A 20,241-nucleotide genomic window follows, 5' to 3' on the forward strand; every position below is an offset into this window, starting at 1 on the left:
AGAGAAAGAATCGAGGAGTCTCGAACAGTGACGATCCTTGGTATCGGACTGGACTTGGTATGCATTTCCGAGTTCGCCGAACAGCTGGAACGTCCCGGATCCACCATGATCCGGGAGACCTTCACCGCCGGTGAGCGGCGCTATTGCCAAAGCAAAGGCACCGACCCGGCCCGCAGTTACGCCGCCCGGTGGGCCGCTAAGGAGGCCGTCATCAAGGCGTGGGCTTCCTCGCGCTTCGCCCGCAGCCCGCAGATCGGCGACAATCCGTATCCGCTCATCGAGGTCGTCAATGACGCCTGGGGGCGCCCCAGCATCAAATTGCACGGACTCACAGCGGAATTCCTGCCCCGGGTACGGGTGCACCTGTCGCTGACGCACGACGGCGATACGGCGGCCGCCATGGTGGTGCTGGAGGATCCGGGCGAACTGGCCGACCTCATCCAGGGCTGAACGGCGGGGCGGGTCAGAATTTGTCGGGCTCGAGCGGCAGGCGCTGCCCGCCCGTCCGTGATTCCTTCTCGGCGATCAGCAGATACGCGACCATGAGTCGCTTGAGCTCGGCGACCGCGTCCTCGTGGCTGAGGCCGTCCTGGACCGAGAAATTCAGCATCGAATAGACGACGTGCACCAGCACCTGCGCCATCATCGAACGACGGCCGCGCGGGGTGCGGGGCATGAGCGAGCGCAACATCTGCGCTACCGCCTCGGCGAATTCCTTCTCGTGAATCGCGCCGGTGGCCCGCGTCGAGGGTGTCGACTGCATGGCCAGCCACACCTCGCGCCGGGACGGATCGGTCATCCACAGTTCGGCGAGGTGATCGACCAGCGCGTTCATATGCCGCAGCCAGTCCATGGACGGGATCTCGCCGTGGAAGTCGGCCAGCTCCTGTGAAACCGCAACCAGGTCTTGGCGATTGAGCTCGCAGACGATGACGTACTTGTTGGCGAAGAATTGGTAGAGGGTGCCGATCGGCACTTCCGCGCGGGCCGCGACCTCTTCGCAGGTGAACGATTCGAAGCCGACCTCGACCAGCAGTTCGCGGGAGGACTGCAGCAGCGCGTCGAACTTGCGCTTGCTCCGCTCCTGCGTCGGCCGGCGGCGCGGCATCAGCTCCTGCGGATCATCCTGCAACTCCAACGCAGGGTCCGGTCGCCGCGTCGACCTGGTTCCCGTGCGTGCTTCCACGTTCAACAGCCTAGAGGTAGCGACACTCCGATGACACGCTGCGGTAGTTCGTGTGTCCCTATGTCGCGGCGGATTTCTACCCATCCGCGCCGGGAATGGTGACGAACCTTCATCGCAGCTGCTTCTCAGCTGCATGTCTCAGGGCTGATTTCACCATCGGGTCGTTTGACCTGTCGGGGTTCATTTCACTGAAAGCACGACGACGTTGGAAGGCTGATCTGTGGTTGCTCCTGCTGTTGTTCGTTCCGCGGTGACCATCGGCGTTGCCACCGAGCGCGGTACCGTGCGCGCCGTGGCACTCGCCGATGACGGTGACAAGTTGCCAGAACGCGTGGTCATGGAACGCGTCGAGAAGATCACCGGTGAGACGAAGGCCGATCTGGCCGCCGCGGTCGAACTGGTGCTGGAGGAGATCGCGGGCAAGCTCGGCCCGGATCGGGAGATCCTGGGTGCGGCCGTCGCCTACCGCGATGCCGCCGAGCGCCGGGCCATCGTCACCCGCCTGGCCGCGGGGCCGTGGCGGGAGGCCTCACTGGTCTCCGCGAAGGCCGCGCACCTGTCCGTGGCGCGCGCCATGACGTGGGTGGACGAATTCGACGATCTCGCCATCTGCGAGGTGGTGCCGGGTTCGCAGGCGTTCTCGCTCATCGATTCCGGGCGCAACCGGGTGCTCGCGGCGGTGTCGCTCACCGGCGGCGGTACCACGGAGGAGGCCATGCGGGCCGCCGTGACGGCCGCCTGGGATCAGTTCGACGCGGCCGGTGTGAAGCCGGACGCGGTGGTGCTGATCGGTTCCGCCGCAAGCGAACCCGCGGTCAAGGCGGCGCTGGAGGCCGGTTTCGGGGCGCCCGTCATTCCGTGCTCCGTCGCCGCGGCCGCACCGGCCGTCGGCGCGGCGCTGTCCGCCATGCCGGAGGCCGAGTACGCGGGCGAGGCCGCCGAGCGCATTCGCCGCGCCCGGGGCACCGCCGCACTTTTCGCCGCGGCCAGCGTGCTCGCGGGTGGTCTCGTCGCGGGCGGAGTGTATGCGGCGAGCGGTAATTCGAAGTCGGTGCCCGAACCGATGCTGACCGATTCCCGGGTGTCCGCGGACGCGCGCACCGGTGGCAGTGACCATCCGATCGTGCAACCCGGTGTCGAAACCGGAGCGGCGGGCACTCCCGCGGACGGTCAGCCGGGTGCTCCGGCCGCACCGTCCGATGCGAGCGCGCCGGTCTCGGAACAGCCCGCCCCGGAGAACCCGCCCGCGCCGGATGTCATCACCATCGACCCGGCGGCCATGAACTGGGGTCCGACGAATCCCGATGCAGGGCACTGGCGTCCGTCCAAGCCGCTGGTGAAGTCGCAGCCGGAGCCGGAGACGGGCCTGTATCAGGACTCCATTCTCCCCGCGCCGACGCACGCGGCCGCGCTCACCGATACCGGCCTCTTCTCGGGCGAGACCGCACCGCCCGCGCTGAACACGCCGGAGTTCGCCAAGTGGTGGGACAACCACTGGAACATGATGCTGCAGTGGGCAGCAGCGCAGATGCTGCCGCGCGGCGTCTAGAACTGGGTCCCTGTCAGGGGAACCGGGTCTCGGCAGTGCGGCTGTGTCGAGGTGGAAGAGTCCCGGCCCGGGTTGGGGGTCGGGACTCTTCCTGTTGCGCGGCGGCTATACCGACAGGTCGCGGCGCAGCTTGGCGACGTGTCCGGTGGCGCGCACGTTGTACTGCGCCACCTCGATCTTGCCGTTCTCGTCCACCAGGAAGGTGGAGCGGATCACTCCGGTGACGGTTTTGCCGTACATGGTCTTCTCACCGAACGCTCCGTACGCGAGCAGTACGGACTTATCCGGATCCGAGAGCAGCGGGAAGGTCAGACCTTCGGCATCCCGGAACTTGGCCAGCTTGGCGGGCTTATCGGGGGAGATGCCGAGGACTTCGAGCCCGGCCTCGTTCAATTCGGCCAGGCTGTCGCGGAAGTCGCAGGCCTGTTTGGTACAGCCGGGCGTGCTCGCGGCCGGGTAGAAATACACGATCACCTTGCGGCCGCGGTAGTCGGCCAGCGACACCTCCTTGCCGTCCGCATCGGGAAGAGTGAACGCGGGCGCGATATCGCCGGGACTGAGTCGGGGGTTCTCGGTCATGCCGACACCGTAGTAGACCGGTCCGGCGCGATGTGAGCGATACACTCCACAGCAGGTCGGCTCGTACCCGGGCGCGCTGAGCGATCCCTGGCGACCGACGCGCGAGCGACCTCGAGACGACAGTGCCGCTGAGCGCGGCTTGCAGACAGGAGTGTGACGTGGCCAGAGATACCGAGGCGATCGAGCGGGAGATCGAGGCCGCACGGAGCCGGCTCGCCAGCACCCTCGACGAACTGGCGGTGCGGGCCGATCCGCAGCGATTGGCCGACAACACCAAGCATGCGCTGATCGCGAAGGTGAATGAGCCGAAGATCAAATACAGCCTGATCGGCGCGGGTGCGCTGATCGTGACGCTGGTACTGGTCAAGATCTTCCGCTGAGCAGAACACAGGCTGAGTAGAACAAAAAACACCCGGTGCCCACTGTTGGCACCGGGTGTTTTTTGTCGAATAAGCAGGTGGTACCGGATCAGACTGTCGGGCAGGCCATTCCGGTGCCGTCGGGATCGAGGTTCGGACCGTAACCGGGCTCACCGCGGAAGAGCGGCGCGCGCCCGGCTGCCCGGGCCTCGTCGCAGTTGCGGAATTGGCCGCCTGCGGAACCGGTCTGGGCGAGATTGGCCGAACCGGTCGCGCCCGAGCCGGTGTCGATTACCGAGGAACCGGTACCGGACGACCCGGTCGGCACGGGCCCATCGGCGAGGGCAAGGGCGGCGGGGGCTGCAAGAGTCGTCAGTCCCGCGACGCTGGCGGTGACGAGAAGCCGGCGAACGTTCATGTATTCCTCAATGTCGGCGCAATGGGTTGGTGGCGGCCCGATTCGGCGCGGATGCCACCCTTGCCGCGGTGGTGCGGCACGGTGGCCGGTACGGGTCCGGCGTCTACAGTTCCGGCGGAACGTTGCATTGTCAACCGGTATGGCTATTCATCCAGGTAAATAGCCATGCGACAGACCGCCGACGGGATGTGTTCCGCTGGAACATGTCCCATTTGTCCTGTGGCAGACACTGTATCGTGACGCGGGGTCGTACATCCTGTGAGGACTCGCAGAGTTTCCTGCAGATCCACCGCGATCACATCGCCCGAACCCCTATTCGCCCAATCGCCTGCCGCGAAGATGTTCCGCCGGAACATGTCCCATGCGCCCCGCCTGAAAATCCTCGATGGCGTCGATGATTTCCTGTCGCGAGTTCATGACGAACGGACCGTGCTGCACCACCGGTTCCCGAATCGGCTGTCCGCCGAGCAGGAGCACCTCCATATCTCCGGTGCGCGTGTCCTGGTGTGCGTCGGCCGCGACCGTGAGGGCATCACCGCGGCCCAGCACCACCAGCTGTCCGGCGGTGACCGGGCGGCGCTCCACACCGACCGTGCCGCTGCCGGAGACCACGTAGACCATGGCGGTGAACTGTTGCGGCCACAGGGTTTCCAGCTGTCCGCCCGGACTGAGGGAGGCGTGGGCGTACGCGATCGGGGTGTGCGTGGAGCCGGGTCCCTCGAAGCCGCCGATATTTCCGGCGATGATGCGCAGCAGTGCCCCGCCGTCGTGCGAGCTGACGAGAGTGAGGTCACCGGCCTCCTAGCTGGGGCGAAGTGCCTGTAAGTGACCGGGCTCGCCTTTGGTGTCCATGTCAACCATGGGGGGATACTATGTATTCCATGACCCGCTGGCTGAGTGAACAGGAACAGGCGACCTGGCAGTCGTTCATTCGCATGCGGCAGCGGCTGGATGCGGCGCTGGCCACCGGTCTCGCCCAGGACGGCCTGTCGATGTCGGACTACGAAGTACTGGTGGCGCTTTCGGCCGCCGGCGGGCAATTGCGCGCCAAGGAGCTCGGTGCGGAGATCTGCTGGGACAAGAGCCGGCTCTCGAAGCACCTCTCACGCATGTCCACCCGCGGGCTCATCGACCGCTGCCAGGCCGTCGACGATGCTCGCGGCCGCGAAGTGCGCCTGACCGATGCGGGCCGCCGAGCGCTGGAAACCGCCGCACCCAACCACGTGGAACTGGTGCGGCGGCTCTTCATCGACGAGCTGACCGAGAGCGAGGCCGAGGCAGTGCGCTCACTGGCCGACAAGGTGGTTGTCGAAGTCGAACGCACCGACGTACCCGGAATCGGCTGAGAGCGATCCGCCATCGGCGATCGCTCTGGTGGGCCGATCGACGTGTCGGGGATCAGCCGGAGAAGCTCGGCAGCACAGAGCTCATCCCGCCGCCGCAGGAGTTGCCACCCCCACTCGCGGACACCTCGACGGTCAGGGTGGCTTGTGAGAGTTCGCTGATGTCGCCGGAAGTCCCTGTCAGCGTGTGGGTTCCGGCTGTTTTCGGGGTCCACGACACAGTGGGGAGGGTGAAGAGAGTGTCGAGAACCACGGACCCGATGCTGCTGTCGAGCGGCTGGCCGTTGTCGGCGAACGCGACTCGCCACGAGGAAGGCACGTGGGTGGCGGTGAGCTGGTAGGTGCAGCCGACCGTATGCTGCGAGCCGGACACCGAGAGCGAATACGGTGCGACGCCGATATCAGCGGTGGCCTGCGGCGCGCAAATTGTCAGCACGGCGGTCGCGGCCGCAAATCCGATGCTCCCCAGTCTGATTCGACGTCTGATCACTGTTTTGACTATCACTGCCACTCGCTTCTCTCGATCGCCCTCGATGTGGATGCCGTCTGCCTGTGTCGGCGCCGCATTAGTGAAACAATAATGCTTCACTTGTTTGAGGGGGTGGCTTTTCGAAACCGCCGCACCCGATCATGAGGAGATCGGTGCGGCGGCTGTTCATCGTTCGACGTTCGGATCAGCTTTCGGTCGTGGGCTTGTCGAACTGTGCGCGCTTCCAGTCGCCGAACGGTTCGTCGCGTTCGCGCACGGCATCGCGGAAACCGGTTGTGGCGGCGCGTAATTGGAAGGCGTATCCCTCGCGGGTGTGGCGGGAGATGCCGTCGAAGACGGTGCTGATCATGCCGGAGTTCGCCACGCCCTGGTTGAGCAGTGCGCTGTTGAGCGCCAGCTTCGCCATGATCAGCTGATTGATCGGCACCTGCGAAATGCGTTGCAGCAGATCCTCGGTGCGCTCGTCGAGCTGATCGGCGGGTGCGGATTCGATGGCCAGGCCCCACTCCTCGGCCTGTTTGCCGCTGAGACTGTCACCGGTGAACAGCAGCCGCTTGGCGCGCTGATCGCCGACACGATGCGCCCACATGCCCGCCGCCGGAATGCCCCAGGTGCGGGTGGGCGGGTAGCCGAAGCGGGCGTCGTCGGCGCAGATGATCTGGTCGGCGTACAGGGCGATATCGGTGCCGCCCGCAATGGCGAACCCGTGCACCTTGGCCACCGTGGGCTTATTGGCATACAGCAGGCTCGCGAAGCCGCGATTGAAGCGCGACATCATGGCGTAGTCGACCATCGGATCCCAAGTGCCCCAGGGATTGTGATTGCGCGCCTGCACCACCGGATCGAGCACGGTGCCCCCGGTGGGCTGAGCGCCCTCTGGAGGCGCGACTGTGCCTGCCTCATGATTATTCTCGGCGAAGATCGACAGGTCGTAGCCTCCGCAGAAGCCCTTACCGCGCCCGCTCAGCACGATCACGTGCACCCGGGGATCCAGGTCGGCGCGCTCGACGGCGGCCGCCAGCTCGATCGGGGTGTCCGAGGTGATGGCATTGCCCTGCTTCGGGCGATTGAAGGTGATGCGCGCGATACGGCCGGTCACCTCGTAAGTCAGTGTGCGGCCGGTGATTTCGCCCTCGGGCTGCGGGCGGCCGGTGAAGAGCGAGTCCTCGCCGCCGGTGAGGTCGTCGCGCCAGGCGGCGGGGCGGGTCCCGGCGTGCTGCTCGGAGGGTCCGGAGGGACTGCTGCCGGAGGGTGTGGCGGGGCGTTCGGATTCGGCTGACACCCAAGCAGTGAACCCCCGTTCATTTCTTGCTGTCAAGACCCGGCGGGGTAGAGCGGGGTAATTCAGGCGCCCCACGGCCGGATCGGCGGCTTCACCCAGAGGATCTTCTCGTCGGCATGCTCCCGCTGCGCCGCCGGATGCTCCGGATTCCGCGCCGCCCAGCCGTCCTTCTCGACGAGCAGTTCCGCCACGGCCTGCCACGTCTCATCGGTGCTGGGCGGATTGGTGTCGGCGGCCCGGGCCAGCTTGCGCCGCTGCGTCGGCGGCAGGGCCAGCAATTCCGGCCCGCTGATGCCGCGAGCCCAGATGAATGCCGCCAATCGTCGAGCCTTGTCCTCGCGGCTACGGCTCGCATGATCGGAGTGCGCGTAGTCGGCCATATCGCATCCCCGCAGGTAGTCCACTATGTCCAGCCGACCCTACCGCAGCGCGCGGTGCCGGCCGGCAGGTAGTTCGGCGGGCTCTGTGTCAGCTTTTCCGCCACCGGCGCGGGTGCTCGGCGGTTACCGTGAAACCCATGCCGGATGCCGCCGCGAGCGCCGACCAACTCGTCATCGATCGAGCCACTGCGCAGGACTGGACAACCGTCACCGCATGGGCCGCCGCGGAGGGCTGGAACCCCGGACTCCGTGATGCCGCGGCCTTTTTCGCACAGGATCCCGACGGCTTCCTCCTCGGCCGTTTGAACGGGGAACCCGCCACCGCCGTCTCGGTGGTCAACTACGGCGATGATTTCGCATTCCTGGGGTTCTATCTGGTGCGACCGGACCTGCGCGGTCGCGGGCTGGGAATCGCCACCTGGAATGCGGGCCTCGCGCACGCGGGCGGGCGCACCATCGGCCTGGACGGTGTCCCGGATCAGCAGGGCAACTATCGCCGCAGCGGATTCGAACTCGCTTACAACACAGCACGTTTCGTCGGCCTCCCCGATCTTCCGCCGCCGGACGGAACCGTGCGCGTCATGGGCGCCGCCGATACCGCTGCCGTGCACGACTACGACTCGGCCTGCCTCCCAGCCGATCGCCCCGAATTCCTGCGTTCCTGGCTCGGTAACCCGGGACATCAGACGGCCTTGCGCATAGTGGACGGGAATCTGGCGGGTTTCGGAACAGTCCGTCCCGCAAGGGATTCCCACCGCATCGGACCTCTGTTCGCGAACGATGCCGATACCGCCCGTCAGCTACTCGCGGCCTTGGCCGCGCAGGCCGATGGACCCGTGGCCGTAGATGCGCCGCTGCGCAACAACTCCGCCGTCCGTCTGTGCGAGGAAGCGGGCCTGAAGCCGAGTTTCGAGACGGCGCGCATGTATACCGGCCCGGTCCGATCTCACTGCCGGGACCGGGTTTTCGGCGTCACCACGCTGGAACTCGGCTGAGCTACAGCGGGCGAATGGATTCGGCCAGCTGCTCGGCGGCGGATTTGTCGACCGGCGCCTTGGCATCGCCGATCCAGCTGACCCACCAGCGCCGGGCCCCGGATTGGACTACGGCGGAATAGATCTCGGCTTCGGGGCTGGCGGCGGTGTCGAAGGCGATGCGGTAGAAGCATGATTCGCCGGCGACCTCGCGGCCCTCCAGGTCGAGGGTTTCGGTGTCCACCCGCTTGCCGGAGTCGGGGAAGAAGAACTCACCCATACCGGAGCCCAGTGCGCAGGCCGCCCGGGTGTCATCGGATTCGGCTGCGGCGAAGAGGGATTGGTCGAGCTTGCCGAGCAGGATCATCCCGTCGCCGCCACCGCTCCGCTGCAGGGCGACCTGACCGAAGACCAGATGATCGCCGTCGTTCTCCTGCGGCATCTGCTGCCAGCCGTCCGGGGTGACGAAACTCAGACCGGCCGCGGTGCTGACAGTGCGATCGGCCTCGTCATGGGAGCGGCGCAATTGCAGGAACGCCGAGTAGCCGATCCCCGCCAGTGATGCGACCAGGGCGGCGACGCAGAGCGCGATGACCCCGTGCGCTACGCGCGGCGATACGGCCGATTCGGAGCTCTCGGAAGCGTCGGGTCCGGGTAGCGAGGCGGTGGGTTCCGGCGGCCGCACCTGGTTCGGTTCCACCCCGCGACGCTAACAACAGCGCTGGTCAGAGGATTTGTAGCGGCCGATGCGGCGCGCCGGACGGGTTGATCACGATCGGGCTACCAGCCCGATGGGCGCACCCGGCCAGGTGTGACGACATGCGCGAGCATATTCCGCAGCTCGACAACCGCCGCCGGTCCCAGCGCCCGCGCCCAGTGCTCGGTGAACTGTGCCGCGGCGGCATCGGCGGCCCGCGTGCAGGCCCAGCCCCGCTCGGTGAGCGTGATCAAGCGCGCCCGCGCGTCGTGCGGATGCGGATTGCGTTCGGCATAGCCCCTTTTGACGAGCTCGTCGACCAACTGACTGGCCGCCTGCTTGGTCACCCCCAGATGCTCGGCGATCTCACCCACCGTCGCCCCGTCCGGCACCATCCGCACGAAGGCGAAGCCGTGCGTGGGCCGCACATCGGTGAACCCGGCCGCGACGACCCCCCGATCGACGGCATCGGTGACCTCGGCGGCGGCCGCGAGCAGCAGCATCGGCAAATCCTGGGCGGGTGCGGGCATGTGTGCATCTTGGCACTTGACAGGAAAGTCAACAAGCTTGACTATATAGACAAGCAACTTGACTAAAGGAAGTGTTGAACATGCCGGTTATCCGCACCGCAGACATCGAGTCCCACCAGATGCACGGCTCCACCTTCACCCCGCTGGTCCGCCCGGCCACCGGCAGCGCCGAACTCTGCGTCTGGCGCCTGGAAATCGCCCCCGGCATCCAGGGCGTAGCCCACCGAATCCACCGCGAAGAAGCCTTCGTCCTCCTCGAAGGCTCCCTCACCCTCACCATCCAGGGCGAGTCCACCACCCTCACTCCGGGTGACGCAGCCGTCGCCCCCGCCGGATCCACCATCCGCCTGGACAACCCGGCCGCCACCCCCGCCGTCGTCATGGTCACCGCAGCCGTCGGCTTCACCGGCGAACTCCCCGACGGCACAATCGTCAACCCGCCCTGGGTCAACTGACCGCCTACTGGGCGAGCGCGAAGCGAAGTGCGCCAATGGCTTCCAGGAGGACGGAGCTGCCGGTGCCGCCGAAGGCGGTGCCATAGATGATGCCGTGGATCAGGGACGGGTGGCGGCGGAGAGCTACTTGGACGCCGGACTGTTGGAGGCGGTGGGCGTAGTCCTCGCCTTCGTCGCGGAGGGGGTCGAAACCTGAGACCGCGACGTAGGTGGGCGGGAGGCCGGTGAAGGTAGGCGCAAGTAGCGGGGAGGCCCGGGGGTCGGTGGTGTGCACTGGGTTCGGCAGGTAGTTCTCGCGGAACCAATCCATGTGGGCCTCGGTCAGGACGTAGCCGTCGGAGAAGAGTGAATACGAGCGGCGTTTGCGGGAGACGTCCGTGATGGGGCAGAACAGGAGCTGGAAAGCGGGCGGAAGGCCTGCCGCGGTGGCCTGCTGGGAGACGACCGCCGCCAGATTGCCGCCCGCGCTCTCACCCGCGACGACGATGCGATCGGGCAGTGCGCCGAGCGATTCGGCGTTCTCGCGGGCGAAGCGGTACGCCGACATCGCGTCGTCGACGGCCGCGGGGAACGGATGCTCGGGGGCGAGCCGATAGCCGACCGAGAGCACCGGGAATCCGGAGCGGTCGGCCAGGAAGCGGCAGACATTGTCGCAGGCGTCGATGCTGCCCACGGTCCAGCCGCCACCGTGGAAGAACACGATGAGGGCGCCGCCGGTGGACAGCTCCAGCGGGGTGTACAGCCGGGCGGGGATCGGGCCGCCGTCCCCGTCGATCTCCAGATTCTCGACCCGGCGCTGCGGCAGTGCGCGGCCGAGCATGCGGCCGCCGAAGTTCATCGCCGATCTGGAGTAGCGAAGGGGGATGTCGCCCATGGGCTTTCGCGGCATCAGGCTGAACAATCCCATGGCCCGCCGCAGGCCGGGGTCGAGGGTCTGGCCGTCGATCACCACATCGAAGTTCCGGAAGTTCTGCGGCCGAAGGACTTTCAGTAGGTGGGAGGAACCGCGCAGCAGCGCCCTGGCGATCCGATCCACACCCGGCGCCGGGGCGCTGTGCTGTGTGGTCACCGGGCCAGGAACCCCTTGTCGACCGGAATCTGGGTGCCGGTGACAACCCGGGACCCGTCGCCCGCGAGCCACACCACCACATCCGAAATCTCTTCCGGCTCGACGAGGCCGTCGGCCTTGAGCAGGTTCGGGGTGTAGCTGTAGACGTAGGACGGGTACTGCTCGAACATCTTGTACATCGAGGTGTCATTGCCGAGCGGGGTATTGGTGCCGTAGGGGAGCAGCACATTCACCCGGATGCCGTATTCGCCGAGCTCGATGGCCAGCGATTTCGTCAGGCCCACCACGCCGAATTTGCTTGCGGCGTAATGGCCGCAGCCCGGGGGCGCCTTGACCCCGGCCGAGGAGCTGATGGTCATAATCGAGCCGCCGTTTCCGGCCTCGATCATGGCGGGCACCGTCGCCTTGATGGTGTTCCAGACGCCCGTCAGATTGATATCGACGGTCTCGGCGAACTGCTCCGCCGAGATCTCCCAGAGCCGGCCCCAGCTGCAGACGCCCGCATTGGCCACCACGATGTCGAGCCGCCCGAACTGGGCGATGGCCTCGGCCACCGCGCTCTGCTGACCTTCGAGGTCGCGAACATCGACCTGCTTGGTCAGGATATTGCCGCCCTCGGCCTTGACCAGCCGCGCGGTCTCCGCGAGATCCTCCGGCTCCGCCATCGAATACCCGCTGAACTCGGTATTCGTACAGGCGTCCACGGCAACGATATCCGCGCCGGCCCGGGCCAGACTCAGGACGTGCGAACGGCCCTGGCCGCGCGCCGCGCCGGTCACATAGGCGACCTTTCCGGTCAGGGTCTTCTCTTGCGGCGTAACGCCGGATGCTGCGACGGTCATGCACGTGCCTCGATTTCTTGTCGATCAGATGTGTCTTGTGCTGCGGGGGTGGACTGCGGTCCGCCACGGGCGAACTCGTAGTCGCTCAGTGGCGAACGCCTGCTGAACCACCAAGCGCCACTGATGGTTTGGGGTCGGTAGTAGACCGCGTCACCTTGCGAGTTGACGAAGTAGGTCCGGAGTCCCGGATTGCAGTCGACGGTGTAGGTGCGAATCAGCTTCTCGTTGCGGCGCATTCGGCCCACCCAGCGGTCGAATGCCGCGGGCCGCACCTGTGCCACGGTGGCTCTGCGCCGGGCGGCCTCGGAGATGATGCGGACGGCATGGCGTGCCGTCAGGTCGATGAAGGTGTGCCAGGCGACACCGACATACCCCTGCGGAGCGACCAGGGCCCACCGGTTCGGAAAGCCGGAGTGGGCGCTGCCGCCGTAGCTGCGTAATCCATTGCGCCGGTAGTCTTCTGCGAGATCCAGTCCGGATGCGCCCACAATCCGTCCGGTGCGGTACGCCTCCGGATCGGTGAACAATTCGTAGCCGGTGGCCATCACGATCAGGTCGTAGGGCCGTTCGACGCCGTCCGTGGTGCGCATGCCGTCGGTGGTGACGCGCTCGATGGGGTCGGTGATCAGCGATACCGACGGCAAGGCCAGCGCCGGGAAGAAGGTGCTGCTGAGAATCGGCCGCTTGGCGAGGATCCCGTAGCCGGGGACCAGCGCCGCACGGTCGACCGGATTCGCGACCTCTCGGCGCAGCAGCAGCCGATACACCGACCGCCAGATCTTGTCGTACTGCGGCAATACCGTGGCGAGCAGCGAACGCGGAAGTTTCGGCAGCACATTGCAAATGAGCTGTAGCGGCAAATCCATCAGTGCCAGCACCACGCCGTTGAGCGCCGCGACAACACCGGGCAGCGCCAGCACCTTCTGCACCCGCGCCGAGATCTCTGCGTCCGGCTTGGGCAGAATCCAGGCCGGTGTGCGCTGGTAGACGTCGACCGACTGCGCCTCGCCCGCGATCGCCGAAAGTATCTGCACCGAACTGGATCCGGTGCCGATCAGCGCCACTCGTTTTCCAGCGCAACTGTATTCGGGATCCCACGCATTGGGGCGCAGGATGGTGCCCGCGAACTCATCGGTCCCGGGTATCTGATCGCTGGACTTCGGATTGATGTACCCGCCCATCGCATTGATGACAAAGCGTGCCGTAACCGGCTGCTGCCCTGCGATATCGAGCACCCAGACCTGGTTGTGTTCATCCCAGACCTCGCGCTCCACGGCGGAGCCTCCGCGGAAGTGCGCGTACAGGCCGAGCCGCTGTGCGACCTCCCTGTTGTAGCGCTGAATCTCCGGACCGTCGGGAAACAGCCTGGACCAGTCCGGTTTTCGGGCGAACGGGAACTGGTAGAACAGCGTCGGAACATCGACGGCGAGGCCGGGATAGAAATTGTCCCGCCAGCTTCCGCCGAAATCATCGGCGCGCTCCAGTATGACGAAATTGGTGAGGCCGGCGCGCTGTAGATAGTGCGCGGCGGTTATTCCGCCCGGTCCGGCCCCGATGATGGCGACTTCGAAATAGTCACTTGCCATCCGTTGTACATCCTTCCACGTGATCAGCGCGGGGCAAGTCCATTGATCAAGAGATCGCCGGTGTGCCGCGCCATATCGTCCGCACTGTCGAAGCCGAGCACGACAGACGGGAGTATTTCCAAGCTGAGCAATACCCGGACGATCCAATCGCCGGCATGCATGGGATTCATTGCGCTGTCGACCTCGCCGCGTTCCTGTGCGGCTATGACGAGGGGGGCCCAGAAGCCGGCCCAGCGGTAGACGAGGTTTTCGCCGTAGTGCTCCAGGAGAATCGCGATGACGCTCTCGGTGCGCAGCGGGGGAGCGAGCACCTGCGGAGTATTCATGTGCTCGTAGATCATTGCGACCGCCGCGCCCACCTGATCACGCAGGGTGACCCGGGGTTCGACAATGGTCGCCAAGCCGTCGATGAATGCGTCGCAGATATACGCCAGGCCCGCATTGAGTGCGGTTTCCTTATCGCCGAAGCAGTTGTACACCGTTCCGCGGGATACCCCGGCGGCCTTGGCGACATCGGTCAGCCGGAATCCGCGGACACCGAATCGCTGAACACACTCCGCAGCACCGGCAACCAAGTCATTCGGAAAGTCTTCGGTTGCCGTACGCTCCATCGCGTTGTTCATGTTGAACACTTTACGTCAAAGTGTTCAAAGAGGTCAATGCCCAATCCTCGAACGGATTCGTATTCTCGGCTACGGCAACATATTTCGAACAGCGCCCAGTTCTCGGCCGAATCCGGGTGGAACGACCAGGTCGTCCGGAGTCAGCTCGTGCACACTGCTCCGGCCCAGACCGCGCAACGCGGAATCGATTCCGCTGCTGAGAATGTCGAGCACATTCTCGACACCCGGCTGACCCGCGCTCGCCAGACCCCAGAGATACGCCCGCCCGATCATGACCGCGCGGGCGCCGAGCGCGAGCGCCTTCACCACATCGCCGCCGCGCCGGATACCGCCGTCGAGTACCACTTCGATCTGGTCGCCGACTGCCGCCGCGACGGCGGGGAGCGCTCGAATCGAGGCGGGCGTGGTGTCGAGGTTATTGCCGCCATGATTGGACACCGAGATCGCGGCGGCACCCGTATCGACCGCGCGTTGGGCGTCGTCGACTCGCATGACGCCCTTGAGAAGTACCGGGCCCGACCACTGTTCGACCAGCCAGCGAATATCCTCCCAGGTGGGCGGGGTGGTCTGCATCCATTCCCCGTAGGCCTCGAAGAAGGTCGGCGAGGGTTGGCCGGGGATGCCCATATTGGGGACCGTGAGGTCGGGGATGCGACCGGACTTCACGAAGGTCGACAGCCAGCGGGGATGGGTGAGCGCCTGCGGACCGTAGTGGATGAGCGCCTTGAGATCGACTCGTTCCGGGATCGCCGGGCTACCCCAATCGCGGCCGTGACTGAACGACCAGTCCAGTGTGACAATCAGGCCGACAACCCCGGCGGCCTTCGCGCGTTCCATGCGCTGCAGCAGCTGATCCTTGTCGCCGGACCAGTAGATCTGCAGCAGTGTGCGCGGATTCGCGGCGGTGACCTCCTCCACGGACTTGCCCGCGAAGGAACTCAGTCCCACCAGGGTGCCGCGGGCGGCCGCCGCGCGTGCGACGGCCACCTCGCCGTCGGGGTGAATCGCCTGCGCTCCGACCGGAGAGATGATGACCGGCAACGAGATCTGCTGTCCGAGCACGGTGGTGGACAGATCGCGATGTTCGGTCTGCCCGACCAGATGCGGTGCGAAACCCAGCTCGCCGAACGCCGCGATATTGTCCCGCAGGGTGATTCCGGATTCCGAGCCGGCTATCAGTGCGCCGTACACCGATTTCGGCAGGCGGCGTTCGGCGCGGCGTTGCGCCTCGGCCACTGTCTCGAACCAGAGGTTGGCCATTACTTGGATCCCTTCATTGTCGATTGTGCGGCCGATCGTGCTGTCGCAGCGCCGATTCGGCGGGGCGGTCGAGCGAGGATCGGCCGGATCGGCACGGTGGTGCGGTATCGGAGGCAACCCGCCCAGACGCCCGCGCCGTAGGCGGCGTGGTCGGCGAGCTGCCCGAGTGTGAAGCGAATCGGGTCCAGTCTCGGTCGACGCTGGAAATACGTGGTCAAGGGGGTGCCCAGCAGCAGCGAGGCGATGGCCGCACGGGCCAGTCGGCGTGGTGCCGGTCTGCCCGGACTGCGGAGCAGCAGTGCGCCGAGAACCGGTCCGCTGAACTGAATCATGAAGCGCCCCAGGCCTAGCCAAGTCTGTTGCAGGCCGGTGCCGGTGGTCGCGAGCGTGCCTGTGGTGGGCAGTCCGGCTCGGCGCAGTGCGCTTCGGGTGGCCCACAGCGACAGTCCGAAAGCCGCGGCGGTCGGCGCCGGTCGCCCGGTGACTGCGGCGAGCACGGTGGCGGTATGCCACGGGTGCACGACGAGTGGAGCCATGGCGTTCGGATGTCGTTGCGCCAGTGGCGCTGCCGAGGTTCCGTAGCGGAATCGCCTGGCCAGCAATTCCGGCCAGTGCTGCGGCTCCCGGTGGTGCACCTGGACGGCCGGGACGTAGCGGATGCGCAACCCCGCCTCGTGCAGCCGCCAGATCAGGTCGACGTCTTCGCCGTAGCGCAGGCGCTCGTCGAATAGGCCGATGTCGCGCAATGCTTCTCGGCGCACAATTAGCGCGGCACTGGGTACGTAGGAGATTCGGGAACCCGGTAGCACGCGGCCCTCGGCCGCACCCATATCCAAGCTGCCCGAGACCTCGCCGTAGCGCCCGGCCGACGTTGTCGCGTCCAGGGCGAGGACGCGCGGAGCGACGGCCGCTACCAGCGGGTCGGCGAAATGCGGGGCGAGTTTCTCGATCCAGCCTGTGGTGGCGATGCAGTCACTGTCGAGAAAGGCGACCAACTCTGTGCTGATCGAGTGCAGGCCGGTGTTGCGGGCTGCGGCGGGGCCGCCGCAGCGCGGGCGGTGCACCACCGTGGACGAACGTGCGGTGGCGATGTCCGCCAGTGCATTTCGGTCCTGCGAGCCGTCGTCCACCACCACGGTGGGATACGCCCCGTCGAGTGACGCCAGGCATTGCCGGAGCATCTCAGCCCGATCCTTGACCGGGATGACAACGGTCACGGAGTAGGCGGTGTCCGGTACCGGAGGTCGTGGATGTGCCAGGCCTACATCGGTGAGACGGCGTGCCAGGGCCGCTCCGGCGGCGGAACGCACAGGGCCGCTGCACAATTCGGACCACGCAGTGCGTCCGCGCGGTGACAGCCGCAGCACCTTTACCGGCGATCCGCCACGCAGGGTATCGGTGTCGACCTGCACGGTGTCGGCATCGATCGCAAGGTGAAAGCCCTGCGGCAGTCCGGTATTCACAGCGCCAGCCCGCCGTCGACGGGCAATACCGCGCCCGTGATGCCACTGGCGGCAGGGGAGGCGAGGAAGGCCAGCGCGGCCGCGATCTCCCGCGGATCGAGCAGTCGCCCGATCGGCTGCTGTGCGGCGAAGGCGGCAGGGCCGGACAGGTCGTAGAGCCGTGCGCTCTCGGCCAGAATCGGAGTATCGGTCGATCCCGGACTGACGGCATTGGCGGTGATGCCGGTGCCGCCCAGCTCGACGGCCAGCGCCCGAATCAGCCCGGCCACACCCGCTTTGGCGGCGCAGTAGGCCGCCAGCATCGGCAGCCCGCTGGTCGCGGCCGCGGAGGCGACGGCCAGAAAACGCCCCGAGCGCGGTTCCGGCTGCCGCAGCAGCGCCGGAATCACAGCCCGCGCAAGAGATATCACCCCACCGAGATTGACATCGAGCACAGCCTTCTCCTGCGCCTCCGGCATCTCCCACAGCGGAACACCACCGGCGATCACACCGGCGCAGGCAACCCCGGCGTCCATCCGCCCCCAACGCCGCTGCGCCTCGTCCACGGCCGCCTGCAGGGCATCACAATCCCGAACATCCGCGCGGTAGTGGTGAATCCGCCCCGAATCCCCGGCGAGCACACGCCCCTGCGCGACCACGTCATCGAGATCGGCCTCCGTAGCCATCGGATACGGCAGCGCCGAATCGTCCGCCACGCAGTCAACCGCCAGCACCGACCACCCAGCCGTGATCAGCGCCATTGTCGTAGCCGCCCCGATCCCGCGCGCCGCACCGGTCACCACCGCCACCCGCCCGCTCACGGCCACGCCGATTCACTGGACGCCGCAGCCACGCCCGCAACAGCCACGCTCGCAACAGCCGCGCTCGCAACAGTCACGTTCGCGGGAGCCACGCCCGCAACAGTCACGCTCGTGGGAGCCATACCCGCAACAGCCACGTTCGCGGGAGCCACGCCCGCAACAGTCACGTTCGCGGGAGCCATACCCGCAACAGTCACGTTCGCGGGAGCCATACCCGCAACAGCCACGCTCACGGCGGCCATACCCGCCGTAGCTCCCCGTCGAGTTATGGACCCTCTGACTCGAGCGTGGTGGTGGGTCGTCGGGCGCTGCGCCAGAGCGGGCTTCGGAAGGCCCGCAGCGGTCGGGGCGCAGCGTGTGCCGGGCTCGGTACGGCTGCTCGCGAGGTAGTCGGCCATACCGCGCGCGCTGGCCGTGACTGTTCGCGTCATCACGGCATTGCCGGTTCGAGCCAGGCGCTGACGCTGTCGAGCAGTGCGGCGGTGAGGGTTTCGAGTAGGCGGCGGCCGGCCTCGGCTTCGGCGGCGGTCGGGTCGCCGAGAATGCCGGTCTCGGTGACGGCGCGCACGCCACCGGAACGCAGCAGAGGCATGATCTCGGGGAGCGGGCGTGGATCGCCGAGTACGGCGCGATCCATGTGCACGAGTTCGGGTTTCAGCGTCAGCATCAACGATGTCTCCTGGTGCCCGGCGTGCGGATCGCCTGCCCACCGCGGGCAGAACAGCTGGACGTCTCGCGATTCGGAGCGCAGCAGCCGGACCGCACGAGTGAGCGGTTCGTTGTTACCGCCGTGCGCGGAGACCAGCAGGACCCGGTCGAACGTGTCGCAGGCCGAGCGGCACAACTCCACGATGAGCAGTTCCAGGGCGGTCTGCCCGATCGAGAGGGTGCCGGGGAATCCGGCGTGCTCGCCCGCGGAGCCGTAGGGGAGTGCCGGTGCCGCCAGGACGTCGTCGCGGGCGGCGCCGAGCCGTTCGCACAGGGCCGAGGCGATATCGGTGTCGGTGGACATCGGCAGGTGCGGGCCGTGCTGTTCCGTCGATCCGATCGGAATCGCCAGCACCGAAGTGGTTGCGCGCACGCCGATTTCGGGTGAGGTCAGCTCGGCGAGCCGAGTCATCAGCGGCCGATCGGGGCGGCGGGAGTGAAGCCTGCCAGTGGGTTCTCATCGCAGGCGCGATCGGGGACGACGCGGTCCGGCGGCCCCCAGCCGAGCTGCACCGGAACGCTTTTGCGGGTGCGATGCGAGTGATCCAGCGACGGCTTCGGCCGATCGGGGATGGTCGGCATGGACAGTGCGGTGGCGCCGAAACCCTTGACGCACTCCGGATCCGGTCCGTCGAGGGGCAGTCCGGTGAAGAACTTCGCGGCCATGCAGCCGCCCCGGCACGCATCGAAAGCCGAGCACGAGGTGCAGGCCCCGCCCGTCTGCGGCCCGCGCAGTTCGGTGAACAGATCCGAACTCTGCCAGACCTTTTCGAAGCCGCCGGCATCGAGAACATTGCCCGCCAGGAAGTTCTCGTGGATGGCGAACGGGCAGGCGTAGACATCGCCGACCGGATCGATCAGGCAGACCACCCGGCCCGCGCCGCACAGGTTCAGACCCGGCAGCGCCTCGCCGTACCCGGCCAGGTGGAAGAACGAATCGCCGGTCAGCACCTGTTCCCCGTGTGCGAGCAGCCAATCGTAGAGTTCGCGCTGCTGTCCGGCAGTCGGATGCAGCTCATCCCACACATCGGCGCCACGACCGGAGGGGCGCAGCCGGGTAATGCGCAATTGGGCGTGGAATCGATCGGCGATGGCCTTGAACGCATCGAGTTGACCGATGTTCTGCCTGGTCATCACGACCGAGATCTTGAAGTCGCGGAATCCGGCATCGGCCAGATTCCGCATGGCGCGCAGGGCGGTGGCATACGAACCCGGCCCGCGCACCGCGTCATTGATCTCGGCGGTCGCACCGTCGAGGGAGATCTGCACATCGACGTAATCGCTGCCCGCGAGGCGCTGCGCCACCTCCGGCGTGATCTTGATGCCATTGGTGGAGAACTTGACTCCGACATGGTGTTCCGTGGCGTAGTCCACCAGTTCCCAGAAGTCGGGCCGCACCGTGGGTTCGCCGCCGCCGATATTGACGTAGAAGACCTGCATTCGTTCCAGCTCGTCGATGACGGCCTTGCACTGCGCGGTGCTCAGCTCGCGCGGATCGCGCCGCCCCGAACTCGACAGGCAGTGCACGCAGGACAGATTGCAGGCGTAGGTCAGCTCCCAGGTCAGGCAGATGGGAGCCGTGAGGCCGAATTGGAATTGATCGACGAGCGATCCGGCGGGGTCCGCAGCCAAGGTCATCGCGGTCGGC

At 66.8% G+C, this 20,241-nt stretch carries 24 protein-coding genes; 6 read left to right on the forward strand and 18 right to left on the reverse strand.

The features are described 5' to 3' along the window. The first annotated feature begins 27 nt into the window (after positions 1-27). The gene (gene acpS, locus OG326_RS09420) at positions 28-450 is read left to right on the forward strand and encodes a holo-ACP synthase AcpS (RefSeq protein ID WP_327144226.1); all 423 of its coding nucleotides are present in this window, start codon (positions 28-30) and stop codon (positions 448-450) included. A gap of 13 nt (positions 451-463) precedes the next feature. Here the strand turns inward: acpS and OG326_RS09425 are convergent, their stop codons facing one another. Then, on the reverse strand, positions 464-1,108 hold the full coding sequence (locus OG326_RS09425; RefSeq protein ID WP_327146425.1) for a TetR/AcrR family transcriptional regulator: 645 nt from the start codon (positions 1,106-1,108) through the stop codon (positions 464-466). A gap of 328 nt (positions 1,109-1,436) precedes the next feature. On the opposite strand from OG326_RS09425, the gene OG326_RS09430 reads away from it, so the two are divergent. Then, positions 1,437-2,735 carry a hypothetical protein gene (locus tag OG326_RS09430; RefSeq protein WP_327144227.1) on the forward strand — a complete coding sequence of 433 codons (1,299 nt, stop codon included), beginning with the start codon at positions 1,437-1,439 and terminating at the stop codon, positions 2,733-2,735. 105 nt (positions 2,736-2,840) lie between these two features. Here OG326_RS09430 and bcp read toward each other — a convergent pair whose 3' ends face one another. Beyond that, a complete protein-coding gene (gene bcp, locus OG326_RS09435) occupies positions 2,841-3,314 on the reverse strand; it encodes a thioredoxin-dependent thiol peroxidase (protein WP_327144228.1) in 474 nt (157 codons plus the stop codon). Between the two features lie 158 nt (positions 3,315-3,472). Here bcp and OG326_RS09440 point away from each other — a divergent pair, with 158 nt between their 5' ends. Beyond that, complete coding sequence (locus OG326_RS09440) at positions 3,473-3,694, forward strand: DUF3618 domain-containing protein (RefSeq protein WP_297611557.1); 222 nt, start codon at positions 3,473-3,475, stop codon at positions 3,692-3,694. 88 nt (positions 3,695-3,782) lie between these two features. Here the strand turns inward: OG326_RS09440 and OG326_RS09445 are convergent, their stop codons facing one another. Then, complete coding sequence (locus OG326_RS09445) at positions 3,783-4,091, reverse strand: excalibur calcium-binding domain-containing protein (RefSeq protein WP_327144229.1); 309 nt, start codon at positions 4,089-4,091, stop codon at positions 3,783-3,785. 312 nt (positions 4,092-4,403) lie between these two features. Further along, positions 4,404-4,847 carry a pirin family protein gene (locus tag OG326_RS09450; protein ID WP_327146426.1) on the reverse strand — a complete coding sequence of 148 codons (444 nt, stop codon included), beginning with the start codon at positions 4,845-4,847 and terminating at the stop codon, positions 4,404-4,406. A gap of 125 nt (positions 4,848-4,972) precedes the next feature. Between OG326_RS09450 and OG326_RS09455 the strand changes: the two genes are divergently transcribed. After that, entirely contained in the window at positions 4,973-5,437 is a 465-nt protein-coding gene (locus tag OG326_RS09455; RefSeq protein ID WP_327144230.1) for a MarR family winged helix-turn-helix transcriptional regulator, read from the forward strand. A 52-nt stretch (positions 5,438-5,489) separates the two neighbouring features. Here the strand turns inward: OG326_RS09455 and OG326_RS09460 are convergent, their stop codons facing one another. The 3 genes from OG326_RS09460 to OG326_RS09470 form a co-directional block, all read right to left on the reverse strand. Next, the gene (locus tag OG326_RS09460) at positions 5,490-5,924 is read right to left on the reverse strand and encodes a hypothetical protein (RefSeq protein ID WP_327144231.1); all 435 of its coding nucleotides are present in this window, start codon (positions 5,922-5,924) and stop codon (positions 5,490-5,492) included. Between the two features lie 184 nt (positions 5,925-6,108). After that, positions 6,109-7,206, reverse strand: a complete 1,098-nt coding sequence (locus OG326_RS09465) for a crotonase/enoyl-CoA hydratase family protein (RefSeq protein ID WP_327144232.1) — start codon at positions 7,204-7,206, stop codon at positions 6,109-6,111. Positions 7,207-7,268: 62 nt separating this feature from the next. Beyond that, positions 7,269-7,586, reverse strand: coding sequence for a hypothetical protein (locus OG326_RS09470; RefSeq protein ID WP_327144233.1), 318 nt, complete (start codon positions 7,584-7,586; stop codon positions 7,269-7,271). Positions 7,587-7,723: 137 nt separating this feature from the next. Between OG326_RS09470 and OG326_RS09475 the strand changes: the two genes are divergently transcribed. Then, on the forward strand, positions 7,724-8,581 hold the full coding sequence (locus OG326_RS09475) for a GNAT family N-acetyltransferase (RefSeq protein ID WP_327144235.1): 858 nt from the start codon (positions 7,724-7,726) through the stop codon (positions 8,579-8,581). A gap of 1 nt (position 8,582) precedes the next feature. Here OG326_RS09475 and OG326_RS09480 read toward each other — a convergent pair whose 3' ends face one another. After that, positions 8,583-9,260, reverse strand: a complete 678-nt coding sequence (locus OG326_RS09480) for an APA family fibronectin-binding glycoprotein (protein ID WP_327144236.1) — start codon at positions 9,258-9,260, stop codon at positions 8,583-8,585. A gap of 80 nt (positions 9,261-9,340) precedes the next feature. Continuing rightward, a complete protein-coding gene (locus OG326_RS09485; protein ID WP_327144237.1) occupies positions 9,341-9,787 on the reverse strand; it encodes a MarR family winged helix-turn-helix transcriptional regulator in 447 nt (148 codons plus the stop codon). Positions 9,788-9,867: 80 nt separating this feature from the next. Between OG326_RS09485 and OG326_RS09490 the strand changes: the two genes are divergently transcribed. After that, positions 9,868-10,242: a cupin domain-containing protein gene (locus OG326_RS09490; RefSeq protein ID WP_327144238.1), complete on the forward strand. Its 375-nt coding sequence runs from the start codon at positions 9,868-9,870 to the stop codon at positions 10,240-10,242. A gap of 4 nt (positions 10,243-10,246) precedes the next feature. Here the strand turns inward: OG326_RS09490 and OG326_RS09495 are convergent, their stop codons facing one another. The 9 genes from OG326_RS09495 to mftC form a co-directional block, all read right to left on the reverse strand. Then, the gene (locus OG326_RS09495; protein ID WP_327144239.1) at positions 10,247-11,311 is read right to left on the reverse strand and encodes an alpha/beta hydrolase; all 1,065 of its coding nucleotides are present in this window, start codon (positions 11,309-11,311) and stop codon (positions 10,247-10,249) included. Continuing rightward, complete coding sequence (locus tag OG326_RS09500; RefSeq protein ID WP_327144240.1) at positions 11,308-12,153, reverse strand: mycofactocin-coupled SDR family oxidoreductase; 846 nt, start codon at positions 12,151-12,153, stop codon at positions 11,308-11,310. The genes OG326_RS09495 and OG326_RS09500 overlap by 4 nt, the downstream gene beginning before the upstream one ends. Continuing rightward, positions 12,150-13,739 carry a flavin-containing monooxygenase gene (locus OG326_RS09505; protein WP_327144241.1) on the reverse strand — a complete coding sequence of 530 codons (1,590 nt, stop codon included), beginning with the start codon at positions 13,737-13,739 and terminating at the stop codon, positions 12,150-12,152. Before OG326_RS09505 ends, OG326_RS09500 begins: the two co-directional genes overlap by 4 nt. Before the next feature lie 23 nt (positions 13,740-13,762). After that, positions 13,763-14,362 (reverse strand): TetR/AcrR family transcriptional regulator, encoded by a 600-nt coding sequence (locus OG326_RS09510; RefSeq protein ID WP_327144242.1) that lies wholly within the window; start codon positions 14,360-14,362, stop codon positions 13,763-13,765. A gap of 69 nt (positions 14,363-14,431) precedes the next feature. Next, entirely contained in the window at positions 14,432-15,622 is a 1,191-nt protein-coding gene (mftD, locus tag OG326_RS09515; protein WP_327144243.1) for a pre-mycofactocin synthase MftD, read from the reverse strand. Further along, on the reverse strand, positions 15,622-17,085 hold the full coding sequence (gene mftF / locus OG326_RS09520; RefSeq protein ID WP_327144244.1) for a mycofactocin biosynthesis glycosyltransferase MftF: 1,464 nt from the start codon (positions 17,083-17,085) through the stop codon (positions 15,622-15,624). Before mftF ends, mftD begins: the two co-directional genes overlap by 1 nt. Next, the gene (locus OG326_RS09525; RefSeq protein ID WP_327144245.1) at positions 17,082-17,891 is read right to left on the reverse strand and encodes a mycofactocin-coupled SDR family oxidoreductase; all 810 of its coding nucleotides are present in this window, start codon (positions 17,889-17,891) and stop codon (positions 17,082-17,084) included. The genes mftF and OG326_RS09525 overlap by 4 nt, the downstream gene beginning before the upstream one ends. A 424-nt stretch (positions 17,892-18,315) precedes the next feature. Further along, positions 18,316-19,005 carry a mycofactocin biosynthesis peptidyl-dipeptidase MftE gene (mftE, locus tag OG326_RS09530; RefSeq protein WP_327144246.1) on the reverse strand — a complete coding sequence of 230 codons (690 nt, stop codon included), beginning with the start codon at positions 19,003-19,005 and terminating at the stop codon, positions 18,316-18,318. Next, a complete protein-coding gene (gene mftC / locus OG326_RS09535; RefSeq protein WP_327144247.1) occupies positions 19,005-20,231 on the reverse strand; it encodes a mycofactocin radical SAM maturase in 1,227 nt (408 codons plus the stop codon). The genes mftE and mftC overlap by 1 nt, the downstream gene beginning before the upstream one ends. Positions 20,232-20,241 lie beyond the last annotated feature (10 nt).

The sequence above is a fragment of the Nocardia sp. NBC_01327 genome, from assembly GCF_035958815.1.
Lineage (GTDB): Bacteria > Actinomycetota > Actinomycetes > Mycobacteriales > Mycobacteriaceae > Nocardia.

Coding starts and splice junctions, on each gene's coding strand:
- OG326_RS09425 (WP_327146425.1), bottom strand. CDS start 1,108: ATGCCGCGCCGCCGGCCGACGCAGGAGCGGAGCAAGCGCAAGTTCGAC.
- bcp (WP_327144228.1), bottom strand. CDS start 3,314: ATGACCGAGAACCCCCGACTCAGTCCCGGCGATATCGCGCCCGCGTTC.
- OG326_RS09445 (WP_327144229.1), bottom strand. CDS start 4,091: ATGAACGTTCGCCGGCTTCTCGTCACCGCCAGCGTCGCGGGACTGACG.
- OG326_RS09455 (WP_327144230.1), top strand. CDS start 4,973: ATGACCCGCTGGCTGAGTGAACAGGAACAGGCGACCTGGCAGTCGTTC.
- OG326_RS09470 (WP_327144233.1), bottom strand. CDS start 7,586: ATGGCCGACTACGCGCACTCCGATCATGCGAGCCGTAGCCGCGAGGAC.
- OG326_RS09475 (WP_327144235.1), top strand. CDS start 7,724: ATGCCGGATGCCGCCGCGAGCGCCGACCAACTCGTCATCGATCGAGCC.
- OG326_RS09485 (WP_327144237.1), bottom strand. CDS start 9,787: ATGCCCGCACCCGCCCAGGATTTGCCGATGCTGCTGCTCGCGGCCGCC.
- OG326_RS09490 (WP_327144238.1), top strand. CDS start 9,868: ATGCCGGTTATCCGCACCGCAGACATCGAGTCCCACCAGATGCACGGC.
- OG326_RS09500 (WP_327144240.1), bottom strand. CDS start 12,153: ATGACCGTCGCAGCATCCGGCGTTACGCCGCAAGAGAAGACCCTGACC.
- OG326_RS09505 (WP_327144241.1), bottom strand. CDS start 13,739: ATGGCAAGTGACTATTTCGAAGTCGCCATCATCGGGGCCGGACCGGGC.
- OG326_RS09510 (WP_327144242.1), bottom strand. CDS start 14,362: ATGAACAACGCGATGGAGCGTACGGCAACCGAAGACTTTCCGAATGAC.
- mftD (WP_327144243.1), bottom strand. CDS start 15,622: ATGGCCAACCTCTGGTTCGAGACAGTGGCCGAGGCGCAACGCCGCGCC.
- mftE (WP_327144246.1), bottom strand. CDS start 19,005: ATGACTCGGCTCGCCGAGCTGACCTCACCCGAAATCGGCGTGCGCGCA.
- mftC (WP_327144247.1), bottom strand. CDS start 20,231: ATGACCTTGGCTGCGGACCCCGCCGGATCGCTCGTCGATCAATTCCAA.